General features: G+C 38.8%; 14 protein-coding genes. 3 read left to right on the top strand and 11 right to left on the bottom strand.

The annotated features are described in order from the left end of the window. Window positions 1–308: 308 nt before the first annotated feature. The 4 genes from ADU73_RS07735 to ADU73_RS07720 all read right to left on the bottom strand — a co-directional run bounded on the left by ADU73_RS07735 (window position 309) and on the right by ADU73_RS07720 (window position 5,242). Window positions 309–2,204, bottom strand: a complete 1,896-nt coding sequence (locus ADU73_RS07735) for an ABC transporter ATP-binding protein (RefSeq protein ID WP_046871518.1) — start codon at window positions 2,202–2,204, stop codon at window positions 309–311. Then, entirely contained in the window at window positions 2,191–3,927 is a 1,737-nt protein-coding gene (locus ADU73_RS07730; RefSeq protein WP_062913364.1) for an ABC transporter ATP-binding protein, read from the bottom strand. Before ADU73_RS07730 ends, ADU73_RS07735 begins: the two co-directional genes overlap by 14 nt. Beyond that, window positions 3,927–4,379 carry a MarR family winged helix-turn-helix transcriptional regulator gene (locus tag ADU73_RS07725; protein WP_062913363.1) on the bottom strand — a complete coding sequence of 151 codons (453 nt, stop codon included), beginning with the start codon at window positions 4,377–4,379 and terminating at the stop codon, window positions 3,927–3,929. Before ADU73_RS07725 ends, ADU73_RS07730 begins: the two co-directional genes overlap by 1 nt. Before the next feature lie 182 nt (window positions 4,380–4,561). After that, window positions 4,562–5,242, bottom strand: coding sequence for a YjjG family noncanonical pyrimidine nucleotidase (locus tag ADU73_RS07720; RefSeq protein WP_046871521.1), 681 nt, complete (start codon window positions 5,240–5,242; stop codon window positions 4,562–4,564). A 379-nt stretch (window positions 5,243–5,621) separates the two neighbouring features. On the opposite strand from ADU73_RS07720, the gene ADU73_RS07715 reads away from it, so the two are divergent. Next, window positions 5,622–5,810, top strand: coding sequence for an LBP_cg2779 family protein (locus tag ADU73_RS07715; RefSeq protein ID WP_046871522.1), 189 nt, complete (start codon window positions 5,622–5,624; stop codon window positions 5,808–5,810). Window positions 5,811–6,029: 219 nt separating this feature from the next. Here the strand turns inward: ADU73_RS07715 and ADU73_RS07710 are convergent, their stop codons facing one another. From ADU73_RS07710 to ADU73_RS07695, 4 genes are all read right to left on the bottom strand, one after another. After that, window positions 6,030–6,530, bottom strand: coding sequence for an O-acetyl-ADP-ribose deacetylase (locus ADU73_RS07710; RefSeq protein ID WP_046871523.1), 501 nt, complete (start codon window positions 6,528–6,530; stop codon window positions 6,030–6,032). 12 nt (window positions 6,531–6,542) lie between these two features. Then, complete coding sequence (locus ADU73_RS07705) at window positions 6,543–7,709, bottom strand: hypothetical protein (RefSeq protein WP_046871524.1); 1,167 nt, start codon at window positions 7,707–7,709, stop codon at window positions 6,543–6,545. 11 nt (window positions 7,710–7,720) lie between these two features. Next, window positions 7,721–8,914 carry an MFS transporter gene (locus ADU73_RS07700; RefSeq protein WP_046871525.1) on the bottom strand — a complete coding sequence of 398 codons (1,194 nt, stop codon included), beginning with the start codon at window positions 8,912–8,914 and terminating at the stop codon, window positions 7,721–7,723. A 145-nt stretch (window positions 8,915–9,059) separates the two neighbouring features. Beyond that, window positions 9,060–9,440, bottom strand: a complete 381-nt coding sequence (locus tag ADU73_RS07695; protein WP_046871526.1) for an iron-sulfur cluster biosynthesis family protein — start codon at window positions 9,438–9,440, stop codon at window positions 9,060–9,062. Window positions 9,441–9,967: 527 nt separating this feature from the next. Between ADU73_RS07695 and ADU73_RS07690 the strand changes: the two genes are divergently transcribed. Beyond that, window positions 9,968–10,495 carry a GNAT family N-acetyltransferase gene (locus ADU73_RS07690; RefSeq protein WP_046871527.1) on the top strand — a complete coding sequence of 176 codons (528 nt, stop codon included), beginning with the start codon at window positions 9,968–9,970 and terminating at the stop codon, window positions 10,493–10,495. 9 nt (window positions 10,496–10,504) lie between these two features. Here ADU73_RS07690 and ADU73_RS07685 read toward each other — a convergent pair whose 3' ends face one another. Then, complete coding sequence (locus ADU73_RS07685; protein WP_046871528.1) at window positions 10,505–11,371, bottom strand: ribonuclease H family protein; 867 nt, start codon at window positions 11,369–11,371, stop codon at window positions 10,505–10,507. Between the two features lie 141 nt (window positions 11,372–11,512). Continuing rightward, on the bottom strand, window positions 11,513–11,695 hold the full coding sequence (locus ADU73_RS07680; RefSeq protein WP_046871529.1) for a hypothetical protein: 183 nt from the start codon (window positions 11,693–11,695) through the stop codon (window positions 11,513–11,515). A 397-nt stretch (window positions 11,696–12,092) separates the two neighbouring features. Between ADU73_RS07680 and ADU73_RS07675 the strand changes: the two genes are divergently transcribed. Beyond that, window positions 12,093–12,344 carry a hypothetical protein gene (locus ADU73_RS07675; RefSeq protein WP_046871530.1) on the top strand — a complete coding sequence of 84 codons (252 nt, stop codon included), beginning with the start codon at window positions 12,093–12,095 and terminating at the stop codon, window positions 12,342–12,344. A gap of 72 nt (window positions 12,345–12,416) precedes the next feature. Here ADU73_RS07675 and ADU73_RS07670 read toward each other — a convergent pair whose 3' ends face one another. Next, window positions 12,417–13,745 carry an NCS2 family permease gene (locus ADU73_RS07670; RefSeq protein ID WP_062913362.1) on the bottom strand — a complete coding sequence of 443 codons (1,329 nt, stop codon included), beginning with the start codon at window positions 13,743–13,745 and terminating at the stop codon, window positions 12,417–12,419. Between the last annotated feature and the right edge of the window lie 20 nt (window positions 13,746–13,765).

The following is a 13,765-nucleotide window of genomic DNA, read 5'->3' as shown; positions in this document are numbered from 1 at the left end:
GAGGCGGTTTGGCCTCAGGGGTGAAATTTATCTTAGCGATTTTCGCTTAGATAAAGGTCGAGTTTGAAGACAAGTGATCTACTTGGCTTCAAATCGTGCCCACCCCGTTCCAGGCCAAGGGAGCTGTAGAACGGTAATTAACCTAATTTTTGTGGATTAAACCGTTTAATATCAGTAACTGAAGTCATTTTTGTACTTTCAACCTTTAGTAGAGCAACAAAAAATACCAGTAACCAAAGTTTTAGTCACACTCCAGTCACTAGTACATTCTATCATTGAAAACCCTAACTTCCCAATAATGTTAATCGTTATTCCAGAATCGTTTTACCGGTATAAAGTTCGTAATATTCGCCCTTTTCTTGCATCAAGGACTCATGATTACCCGCTTCAATAATTCGGCCATCTTCAATTACCAGAATTTCATCTGAATTATGAATTGTCGACAAACGATGAGCAATCACAAACGTGGTCCGCCCCTTCATTAAATTATCCATCCCTGACTGAACCAAAGCTTCCGTTCGGGTATCAATACTTGAAGTAGCCTCATCCATAATCATGGTTGGCGGATCCGCAATGGCTGCCCGTGCAATCGATAATAGTTGACGCTGTCCTTGTGACAGGTCAGATCCAGAACCATCAATCACCGTGTCGTAACCTTTTGGCAAGTTGCGGATAAAACTGTCAGCATTAGCTAATTTAGCAGCCTCCACAACTTCTTCATCCGTTGCGTTTAAACGGCCGTAACGAATGTTATCGCGAATCGAAGCCGTAAATAGGTTCGTATCCTGCAAAACAATTCCCATGGATAATCGTAAACTTGCTTTTTGAATATTTTGAATATCGATGCCATCATAAAGAATCTGGCCACTCGAAATATCATAAAATCGATTTAGCATATTTGTGATAGTCGTCTTACCGGCCCCGGTTGCTCCAACAAAAGCCATTTTTTCTCCAGGTTTTGCATCTAAGGAAATGTGATGCAAAACTGTCTTCTTACCATCATAGCTAAAACTAACATCCTTAAACTCAATGTGCCCTTTAACTGGCGTTAGTTTGACATTGCCATCTTTTTCAGGAGTTTTCCATGCCCACTTATCGGTCCGTTCACTGGTTTCCGTCAACTCATGTTGTTCATTTTCAGTAACATAGACAAGGGTTGTATCTCCGGAATCTTGTTCCACTGGTTCGTCAAACAACTGGAACATGCGTTGCGCACCGGCAAGGCCCATAATAATTGAGTTCAATTGCATTGTAATTTGCGCAATCGGTTGACTAAAAGAACGACTCAACTGTACGAAAGCAGCAATTTCACCTAATGTAATGGGAGTTATGTGATTGACGGCAAAATAGCCACCAACCACAGCAATCAAGACATACAAAATGTTGCCGACATTTCCCATAATTGGGAATAGCATTGTTGATAATCCATTGGCCATACTAGCATCCTGCCGTAAGGCTTCGTTTCGCTTATCAAAGCCGGCCTTAGCCTGATCCTCATGAGAGAATACTTTAATAACCTTTTGGCCATTCAACATTTCTTCAATATAACCATCAATATTTCCTAATGCTTTTTGTTGCATTCGAAAATAATAACTACTTTTGGAACTCAATTTCCGCACAATAAAAATACTCAACGCAAAAACGATCAAACTAATTATCGTTAATGTTGGGCTCAGCGTGATCATCGCCGTCAAAGTAAAGACCACATTAAAAAGCGCATTAATAAACATGGGAAAACTCTGTTCAACCATTTGTCGTAAGGTATCTACATCATTTGTGTACCGACTCATGACATCGCCATAATCGTTTGAATCAAAATAACTTAACGGCAATTGTTGCATATGGGTAAACATTTCATCCCGAATCCGTTTTTGTAACTTTTGGCCCGTCATAATCATCAGTTGCGAATATAACAACGTCCCAATCACACCTAAGAGATAAATTGCTCCCATTAAAATAATCATATGCAGTAATGGCGTGAAGTTCGGATGGGCAACTTTCATCAAGGGCGTAATATAGTCATCAATCAAACGTTGAATAAACAGTGTCCCAACGACTGATGCTCCGGCCGAAACAATGACAGAGAAGAACGCAATAAATAACGCAAAGTGACTTTTTTGCATAATGTATTTTAATAACCGCCATAAAATCTGCCAAGCTGAACCATCTAACTTAGCTCTTCCAGCAACTCTAGTTCTTTGCATGCGTTTCTCCTCCTTTGATTTGAGAATTATAAATATCTTGATAAAGGTCGTCTGAATTCATTAGTTCATCATGCGTACCGACTGCTTCAATCTTACCTTGATCGATAACCACAATTCGATCCGCACCCTGAACAGATGAAATTCGTTGTGCAATAATCAGTTTGGTCATCTCTGGTAATTCTTCACGAAAGGCCGTTTGAATCAAGCTATCCGTATGGGTATCAACCGCACTCGTTGAATCATCAAGGATTAGAATCTTCGGATTTTTCAAAAGTGCTCGGGCAATCGTCAACCGTTGCTTTTGACCGCCAGAAACATTACTCCCACCCTGTTCAATATAGGTGTCATAGCCATCTGGCAAGCTATTAATGAAATCATCCGCCTGGGCCAGTTTAGCTGCCTGAACTAATTGTTCATCTGTCGCTTGCTCGTCACCCCAACGTAAGTTGTCCGCAATGCTTCCGGAAAACAGGACATTTTGCTGAAGCACCATTGAAACATTATCCCGTAAGGTTCGGATATCATAATCACGCACATCCTGATCACCAACCTTCACGGATCCATGACTGACATCATAGAGGCGTGGAATGAGTTGAACCAAACTACTTTTGCCACTCCCAGTTTCCCCAATAATTCCAATGGTTTCACCAGGCTTGATGTGCAAATTAATATCCTCTAGACGTGTTACCCCATCGTCCGCATACGCAAAATCCACATGATCAAAATCGATTTCACCAGTTTTTACATCGGTTAACGGATTTTTAGGATTCGTTAACGTACTCTTATAGGTCAAAACTTCGTCAATTCGTTGCGCTGAAGCTAATGAAATGGTCATTTGGTTGAAGACATTAGATAAAATATTCAACCTCATTAAAACTGACATCGCATAGGCAAGCAAACTTACTAATTGGCCGGTCTGCATCGTGCCCCCAACAATTCGTTTGGCGCCAAACCATGCCAAAAATAGCAAAGTTCCATACATCACAAACTGCATAATTGGACTGTTTAACTGGAGAATTCGTTCTGCTTTACTAAAGACTTCGTAAATACTAGATGATGCTTTTTCAGCCTTTTTATCTTCCAGTTCAGCCCGGTTATACGTTTTAACTACCCGAATACCTCGCAAATTCTCGCGAACAACGCGATTTAATCCGTCATAGCGTTGGTAAACCTTTTTGAAAAGTGGCCGGCCAATTGCAATAATTACCGTCAATCCAATTGCCATCAGGGGTACAGAAACAACGAAGACCATTGCCATCTGGGCATCCACTGTGAAAGCCATTGTGATCGAAAAAATCAGCATTAGTGGCGCTCTAGCCGCGGCTCGAATCAGCATTTGAAATGCCTGTTGAATATTCATGATATCCGTCGTGAGCCGCACCACAATACTAGAAGTGGAAAAATGATCCACATCTTCAAAAGAAAAATCTTGAATATGATGATATAAATCATGCCGTAAGTTCTTGGCAAAACCGGCACTAGCTTTACTAGAATACCAACTCGCCCCAGCACCACCTGCCAAAGAAATAAAGGTTCCGATCAGCATAAACACGCCTAATTTTTCAATATAGGCTAAATTGCCTGGAATAATCCCTTTATCAATCATTTTTGACATTAGATATGGAATAAAAGTTTCAATAAAAGTTTCGATTGCAACCAAGATTGGTGAAATCAAAGCATACTTTTTATATTCTCTAACTGAATGGCCAATTCGTTTCAGCATTATTTGTCACTTCCTATTTTTTTATCTTTTAAGTTTCTTGTCATCTGTTGTGTAACCTTCTGCCAAGTCGCAATCTCATCTTCGGATACACCTTGGAGCATTCTGGCTTCAAAATCGATTGTGCCTTGAACCACACTTTTTTGAAACGCCATTGCTTTTGGTGTCAGCACGATTAATTTCAACCGCGCATCATCTGCGACCGATTCTCGCGTGATATAGCCATTATCTTCCAGCTTTTGAAGCAAACTGGTTACCGATGAACGGCGGATTCCAAAGTGCTCTTCAATATCACGTTGATAAATTTTCTGTTTTCCGGCCCGCATCAACAAAAAGTGCAGTACGCCTCCCTGTTTACCGGTAATATCATCGTCTAAAAAGCTTTCATTAAATTTACGCGTAGAACAATTCGCCAAAACATGAATTTGGCGATTGATCACAAGATGTTTTTCCATAAGTAACCTCTATTAACCTCTGTTTTATTATTGTTAGAATTCTAACAATATACGTTACCACTTTCAAAAAGTGCATGCAAATGATTTAGATTTTTGGGTAAAAAAATAAACAGTCTCCTCTCCAAATTCGGTTTTTCCTCTCGAATTGAATGAGTAACTGTTTATATACGTTTCAGTTGAGCCTATAATATTTCCTTTAGATCTAATAAATCATCAATCTGATACGTTGGGCTCACTGATGAATGGTTCGGTTGTAATGCCGGATTAAACCATACCGAATCAATTCCTGCGTTAGCCCCACCTTGAATATCTGAAGTCAATGAATCACCAATTATTAAAGCATTTTTGGGTGTAAACCCCGAAATATGATTAGCAATAAAATCAAAGAACTCAATTCTAGGTTTTTGGTAACCAACTTCCTCGGAAACAAATATGTGTTTAAAGTATGTACTCAATCCTGAGTCGTTTAATCGATGCTGCTGCACAGACCCGATTCCGTTTGAAACAATGAATAAATTAAACTGATCCTTTAAACTATTTAATAACTCTAACGCGTGGGGTTCTAATTGGTGCCCCTGATTTAAGAATTCGCGATAAATTTGTTCATACTTAATCCCATCAACTGTTTCATTAAAATGCGCGAAAAGTTTGGTAAAACGCGTGTTAACCAGTGTTTGGCGGTCCAATTGTCCAAGCTCAAAACGTTGCCACATATGCTCGTTTAGTGCTCGAAAATAGGTAACCATGTCATCTGTTAGTGGATATTTAATTTCCGCAAACAATGCTTTAAGTGCTTGGTTCTCAGCTGCGTGAAAATCTAATAGTGTATCATCCACATCAAACAATAGATTCTGATATTTCATGCTTTCACCTCAATCCCTCTTGTGTTGCATTATAACAAATTCTCCATCAATTTCACTAATTTCTTTAAAAACACGCCCAATTAATGTTCATTTTTCTCTCAACTATGGTACATTGAATGTAAGGGATTTACATTACAAGAAGGGTCTGTGCGACTTGGCATTGGAATGCCATAGCGAACTACTCCACAGCAGGGACCCCACACCGAGAATAAGGTTTTGGTACCGAGAGTAAGATTTTGCGTATGCAACATAGTCATTTAAAAATCGAGGAGGGCCAGTCCGACTTGGCATTGGAATGCCATAGCAAGGATGGACACCGTACCGAGAATAGGATTTTGCGTATGCAAAATAGTCATTTAAAAATCGAGGAGGATTTACCATGGGTGATTTAACAAAGCTTGCAGAAGAGATTATCAATTATCAAAAGAAACATGATTTAACGGATGCTTCTATTGCATTTGGCACTCATCTGTCTGTAGAAAAAATTCACAATATTAAAATTAACAAATATAACGCAACGGAAGACGATATCCGTCGCATTAACGACTATATGAGAGATAACAAGTAGTGAATGAATTGAGACGTTTAACTGTCATATTATAAGCATGGTGGAGGTGGGATCGCAATCCCACTGGAAACGTGCTTATAATCTAACAGCTATCTCAAGTAATTGTCCTAAAATAGTGAATGGATCGAAACATCTCGCTTTTAGATAGTAGATATACTTAAATAAAAAGCTAAAAATCAAACTGCTGGAAGGTTTCACCAGAAGTTAATTTTTAGTTTTTTATTTTTGAACTTCTAAATAGGCTTGATAGGTACCTTCATCAAAGCAAACCATCGTCACATCTTTCACACTCTGAGCAGTCTTTAAAAACTCCCGAATAGTTGTAACGGCAATTTTTGCGCCGGCTTGTAAAGGAAAACGATAAACACCAGTACTAATAGACGGAAAAGCAACACTGACACAGTGATTTTGATCAGCCAGGTTCAAACTATTTTGATAGCTGTTATGTAACAATTCAGCCTCATGCTGATGGCCACCACGCCAAATTGGCCCTGGTGTGTGAATAACAAATTTCGCCGGTAGTTTAAATCCAGGTGTGATCTTGGCTTCACCGGTTTGACAACCGTGAAGCAGTCGACAAGCGGCCAGTAATTCTGGACCTGCAGCTCGATGAATCGCACCATCAACACCACCACTGCCAAGCAACGTTGTGTTAGCAGCATTGACAATTGCATCCACTTTCATAGTCGTGATGTCGCCACGAATTACTTTAAATGCCATTTTTTCACCTTCTTACAAGAGTCCTTTATCACGTAAATGATTTTCAATAAGGACCGCATTCAAAAAATCAAAGGATAGTTCATCAACATCCTCAATCACAATTTCGATTCCGGTTTGATCTACGTACAAATCAGCATCAATCACGTGAAACCGAAAAGTATCCGTAGTGACATCTGTAATGTATCCCATCTCACGCGCACCAGTTAATAAAGAAATACTCAAAACTCGCGAAAATGTCTCAGTTTGTTTGATCAGCGCCATGATTAGATCATCAGTAGCATCAAATAAACGCTCCTCATTGAGCACCGGCTGCACAAAAGTCTGGTTCTTTTTTTGATAGTTAATAAAAGCTTCCATAACCTGCATGTAGTCAGATTTCAGGGTGATGCTAACAATTGCATCCAGTCGGATCAAGGAATAACCCCCAAATTGCCCCGCCATATCAACTAAATTACATAAAACCTCACTCTTATTTACTGCATTTACAGTCCCAACAAAAAAGTTTGAAGATTTTGTTTCGTCATTAATTGTAATAAGCTCTTGTTTTTGTTCCGCATTTTTCAATACGGCATAAAAGTCTTTCGTATCCGTTAAAGTTAATCGTGATTCTGGTTGTTGTTTAGCAATCTCTGGCCAAGTTGCTGTTTCCACTGCCAATTCTCGTCCAGAAAATTCCACGATTTCCGCCTCTGTATATTTAATGGTCGTCAATACTTCGTGGGTCAGATCAAACTTATCAACTAAATGCATTTCAAAATCATTTTCGTGAACAGCCGTCACTTTTCCTTCTTGATAATTTTCCAAATCACTTCTTGTTAAAACTAAAAATTGTTCATTTTTATAAGCATCTTCTACAACCTGCTTAATTAAATCACTAGTCGAAACAAAATCCGGAATCCGATCCATCACCGTAAATAGTTGATCATTCTCGGCAATCTGAATTGTTTCTAACATATTATCAAGATCTGGGCTGTCAAACTCCACGTTTTCAATGGCGTCAAATTGGACATACACGGCCCCATCAGCCTGCCCAGTGTCATCATAAGTGTTAAGAATCACTCCGTCGGCACCAATACTATTTACGAACCCTGTGTAGAAAGTTTCCTGCTCTTTAGGAAAAACGTTGGCTAAACGTTGATCATTTTTAGCAAACTCTAAGTCATATAAAACTGAATCCATTTAACCATCTCCTAATCCGAATTTCTGCCCATTAAATATACGACCAATAATCCCAACAACACTAATCCGCCTAAGACAAAAAATGTCCCATGATTAAACCAGTCGGAAATGAAACCAAAGACAAACGATCCTAATGGGTGCATGCTGTCAAAACATAAAAACCAAATCGAAAAAACGCGCCCTAAAAATGCAATGTCCGTTAAGTTTTGAACAATTGTCATCATCCGAATACTCATTCGTGATGTGTAAAATCCATAGGCAAAAGCAGAGACCAACAATAATCCATAATTGATCCATATTCCTGTCAAAATTAAAACAATTGCGAGAATGAAAGCATCCTGATAATTTGTTTTGATTCTTGGTTGGTGTTTATTTAAGACCAAAGATAGGCCACCCAGCATACCGCCCACGGCCACCAACGTCAAGACATAACTGTATAACTTCTCATCCCCATTATAGTAATGATCCACATCATAGGGCAACAATAACGTGTAACCTGCATACATTGCGGCTAAAAAGGCATCAAAAATAATTAGTCGAAACACATCTCGTTTATTGCGGACATAATTCAGTCCCTTAACTAAGCTCTCCAAAATAGGCATGGATTCTTTCGTGTGATCTTTTTCAGGTTTGTATTTTAACGCTAAAGTAAAAATGAAGGATAATAAAAAAGACAACGCATTAATAAACAAGAATGAACGAAAATTAATCCAGTGTAAAGTCAGTAGGAACCCACCAAATAATGGCGCTACAATATCAGCTAACGTCAATCCTGTATTTGACCAAGAATTAAAAGTTGATAATTTATCACTGCGAATAATTTCAGGAACCACCGCTTTCGCAGCTGGAAAATTAAACGCCAATCCGATATCAATGATGCACGTTAACAAGACTAATTGATAAAAAACGGGCTTATTAACATCCATAATTCCAGCCATAATTAAACAGGCCAAAAAACTGACGATATCCGCAAGCAACATAATCAATTTACGGTTATATTTATCAACTAACGGTCCCGCAAATAAATCGCCAGCCACTAATACAATGCCCCCGATTCCTTGCACAATTCCCAGTAAAGAGGCGTGACCGGTTGCGCGCACAATAAACCAGTTTAACCCAAAGACAAAGAGGGCATCCCCTAGTCGAGACACAAATGGACTAAGAAATAACGGCCAACTGAATGTTTGTTTTGTACGATCATCCATTTTCACACCTCCAAAATAGTATGTTCCTTCATTCTACAAGAGTTCAGCAAGAGTGACAATGCTGAAATGACAGTAAAAAAGCAACCACATAAGCTATTGGGCTGTGATTGCTATTGAAAATCTAAAGTTATAATTTTGAGTAAGTTTAGCGCGCAGGATTATTTTTAATTCCATTTTTATCTGTAAAATCAATGAAGCCAACGTTATCATCAATTGCGCCGCCATCGCCACTTAATTGCAAAGTACCAAGGTGCGTGTTAAATTTCATAGACATATTTTCTTCCAAATCATCAGTCGAATAATCTTTAATTAGTAAATCGCCAATATTGGAATGCACGACCGCGTTGTAACCAGTCGTTGGCATATCTTTGGCCACCACATTAATGGTAAACTGGACTTGCATATGAATCATTGCGTGTTGAGAATAATCTCCAACGCCATCTTCAAAAGTTAGTAACAATCGTTTATTATCGTCTAAATGGGCTTGAACTTTATCTGCAGATACAGAATCAAATTTAATATTCATATCAACGCCTCCCAAATTTTATTTTAGGCTTATTGTAACCGCTTAATAGTAAAACACCAAGTAACTTTGCTTGGAACGTTTGCAAAATGCTTTATGCTAGGAATAGACATTAACAAGGAAAAGGAGCCACTCCGCCTGGCCGAACTTCGGCCTAGAAGGATGGTCATCCGTTTTGAAAATAGGATTTTGCTGTAAGCAAAATAGCCATTAATACTGAAAAGGAGCCATTCCGCCTGGCCGAACTTCGGCCTAGAAGGATGGTCATCCGTTTTGAAAATAGGATTTTGCTGTAAGCAAAATAGCCATTAATACTGAAAAGGAGCCATTCCGCCTGGCCGAACTTCGGCCTAGAAGGATGGTCATCCGTTTTGAAAATAGGATTTTATTGTAAGCAAAATAGCCATTAATACTGAAAAGGAGCCATTCCGCCTGGCCGAGCTTCGGCCTAGAAGGATGGACATCCGTTTTGAAAATAGGATTTTGCTGAAAGCAAAATAACCATTAATTATGAAAAGGAGCAACTTTCCATGGAGAAATTCGAAAAGTATCGCCCAATTCTAACCCCACATTTTACTTTAGATTGGCTGACCGCTGCAAAAGTAAAAGATATTTACGCACTTCGTCACGACGCAAACGTTGCTAAAATGAGCGACCGTGATGTTGACTCAGATATTCAGGCTACCGTTGATTATGTAAATAAAATCATGCGTGCCATCATGAACAATGATTCTTTACTGTGGGGTATCTCTGAACGCAAAATTGAAAAGTTTTTAGGCACATTTTGCATTTGGAATTTTAACGATTCCAAAACTGCTGCTGAAGTTAGATTTGAAGTTCTTCCTAACCAACAAAATCATGGCATCATGACTGAAATCCTGCAACGGATGACAGAATTTTCGTTTAACGAATTAGGCCTGGAAAAACTTTATGCAGTTGCAAAGCAATCTAACACTCCTGCCATTACTGTTTTGAAGAAAACCGGATTTGAAATTGACCCAACCTACCCTGGCAGTCAAAACACTTTAAGCTTTTCGTTGTGTGCAACTACTCGATAAATTTTTCAGCTAATCATTGTACCATTCCAATTTTTCCAAACTTTTTTTAATGGCGTCCAATGATTTCTGCGTTTCAGAAGTTGGGACGCTTTTTTTCTGTGCTTTTTTTGTCAGTTTAGACGCCGTTTGCGCTGGAGATGATGCCCTAATTGCCTTGTTAGCAACTTGCCCGCCACTCATTTTATCCATCGTTTGATTTAGTAAGTGATCCACAAAAACATTACCCTCGTTAGTTGCATGGCCTTTTGTCCAGTAAAATTGCAGATGGGAAAACTTTGGCAGCAGCCCGTCCAATTGGCGCCATAGTTCACTATTAGCCAAAGGCTGTCCAGATCCCCGTTTCCAGCCACGTCGTTTCCAACCCGCTAGCCAATGCTTTTGGATCGCATTTAAAACATATTGTGAATCGGTCACAACCGAAATCTCATCAGTTTGCTTCTGATTTTCCACTAACCATTCTAACGCCCGAAGCAACGCCATAATTTCCATCCGGTTATTCGTTGCCCCAAACTCACCTTGTGAATCGGATATTTGTTTGCCAGCAACATTAATTAAGTAGGCCCAGGCCGCTTTATCTTGCTTTTTAACATGACCACCGTTCACATTTCCTGTATTTCGCGAACCACCATCGGTATACACAATAATTTCCGTATCATTTGCTTGATGACTTTGGGCCGTATTTACCTTTTTAGTAGGCTTAGTTTTTGATATTACCCCGCCATCATTCAACCATTGACGAGCTTCTGCTTCAGTTTTAAAACCTTTATATTTTGCCCCAGGAAAACCATCGATCATTGGCTTAGTCTCATTCCAGTCTGTAAAGATCCCAGTCTGTTTTCCTTTTGCAACTGCATAAAATTTCTTTTTAGCTGCCATTTTTATTCTCCATTCATATGTATAAAAAAATTCCTCTAGAATAAGTTTAATACCATTGTATCAACTTATCCTAGAGGAATCGAACACGTTACCCGAAACGGAATCATCAGCATTCAAAATTGCTAGACCTCGAATTTCTTATTAGTTTGCGTACTGTTGTTGTACTAGACCATTAGTTTTTTCGTTTAACTTGTCAAGTGCTTCGGTGATTGTAACACCGCTAGCTTTAATACTTGGATCGTTCTTTTCGCTTGCCCAGAATAATTGTGTTTCTGTATCTAACGCAATACGATAATCACGATTACTAAAATTTCCAAATCTCATTGTAAAACCCTCTTTCCTTTTGTTTCTCAACAAAGGCTTAGAATGAGATACGAAATATCAATGCTTCAAAATGAATATTTTTTGCTGCAGCCGCGTTCTTCCCTTCAAAAATGATATGTCGTACCAAAACTACCTTTGTTTCATAATAGTAGTTGCTAAAAATATAATTTTAACTACCATTTTTGATGATAACACTATGTTGAGAGAAAAAGCAATCAAAAAGATTTAGAGCCTAAGAACCTGCTCTTTTATTGATTAATCTTCATACTCCAATTAACTTATCTGTTTTACACAGCTGGGTGTATAATGTAAACGATTTCAGGAATTTAAAAAGTACCTAATCTTTTGTTTTATAGTTTAAGATATTAACAGCTAAATTGAATTGGAGGGGTTCAATATGCGAAAAATATTTACGTTATCTATTATAGGCGTAGTTCTTGTTGGATTAGTATTTTTAACCTTGTCATCATGTGGTGACCACAAAGCTTCTTTTGATACTAGTACTGTTGGCTCTAGCAAACAAGATAGTACTTACGGTGCTTGGTGGGAACACATGTGGTCACTTCCTGATAAAAATTCATCTAATAAAAAAAATAATCCAAGAAAAAATTCTGTTACTAAGTTTAGTAATGATGATAATAAAAAATAAAGAAAAGACCCATTAAATTTTGACCGTTGTTTTACAAGTGGACCATCTTTTATTTCACAAGCTTCTACCTAGTCATTTGCCGCTGAGCTTGAGGACAGTTCGACAAATCAAAAAGAAAATAAATACAAAGAATAATCCATACATAATTGGGTGAACTTCTTTGCCTCGTTTTGCAGCAACCATTGTGATTGGATACATAATGAACCCAAGCGCAATTCCATCTGAAACACTGTATGTCAATGGCATTCCAATCAAGATCAAGAATGCAGGAATTGCGATTTCCATCTTTTCCCACGCAATGTGCTTCATTGATTGAGCCATTAAAACACCGACAATAATCAAAGCTGGTGCCGTCACCTGACTTGTTACAACAGCCAACATTGGAGAGAAGAATAGACCTAAGATAAACAGGACACCCGTTGTGACCGCTGTTAATCCAGAACGACCACCTACCGCAATTCCGGCTGAAGATTCAACATATGCGCCAACTGGTGAAGTGCCCAACACAGAACCAGCTAACATTGCCGTCGAATCTGACATCAATGCTTTACCAACTCGAGGCATCTTGTTGTCTTTCATAAAACCAGCTTGTTGCGCCAGTCCTACCAAAGTACCAGCCGTATCAAAAAAAGTAACCAATAAAAAGGTTAAAACAACCACCCATAATTGCACGGTATTAATATCACCAATGTGTTCAACACCAACCATAAATGTTGGTTTCAAACTTGGAGCCGTGGATACCCACTGTGCGGGGGCCTTAATCAAGCCAGTCAGTAGACCTAAAATTGCAGTTGCAGCCATCCCAATAAAAATACCGCCTGGAACCCGACGAACCATTAAAATAGAAGTTAAAATCAAACCAAAGATCGTCAACCATGTTGTTGCCACGCCCAGTGATCCTAAACCAACCACTGTAGATTTGTTAGCAACAATCAAGCCACCATCATGTAACCCAATAAAAGCAATAAACAATCCAATCCCACTAGAAATTGCATATTTCAAATCAGCAGGAATCGCATTAATAATCATTTCACGTAATTTAAAAATTGTAATCACAATAAAAATTAATGAAGCCACAAACACACCCGCTAAGGCAGTTTGCCAAGGAATTTTCATTCCGATACAAACAGAATAGGCGAAAAAGGCATTAATTCCTAAGGCTGGAGCAGTTGCAATTGGGTATTTAGCCAAAATTCCCATCAAAAAACAACCTAACGCACTTGCCAAAGCAGTTGCCGTAAACACAGCTCCTTTGTCCATCCCTGAAGCACCTAAAACACTTGGATTCACAAATAAAATGTAGGCCATGGAAATAAACGTAGTAAATCCTGCCAAGATCTCACGTTTCACAGTCGTATGTAACTGATCAATTTGAAAATAATTCTTAATCTTTTCTCCCATAAGTACTTTCTCCCTTAACC

The organism is Pediococcus damnosus (assembly GCF_001611155.1).
In the GTDB taxonomy this organism is placed as follows: domain Bacteria; phylum Bacillota; class Bacilli; order Lactobacillales; family Lactobacillaceae; genus Pediococcus; species Pediococcus damnosus.
This window is presented reverse-complemented; position numbering and strand designations above follow the sequence as displayed.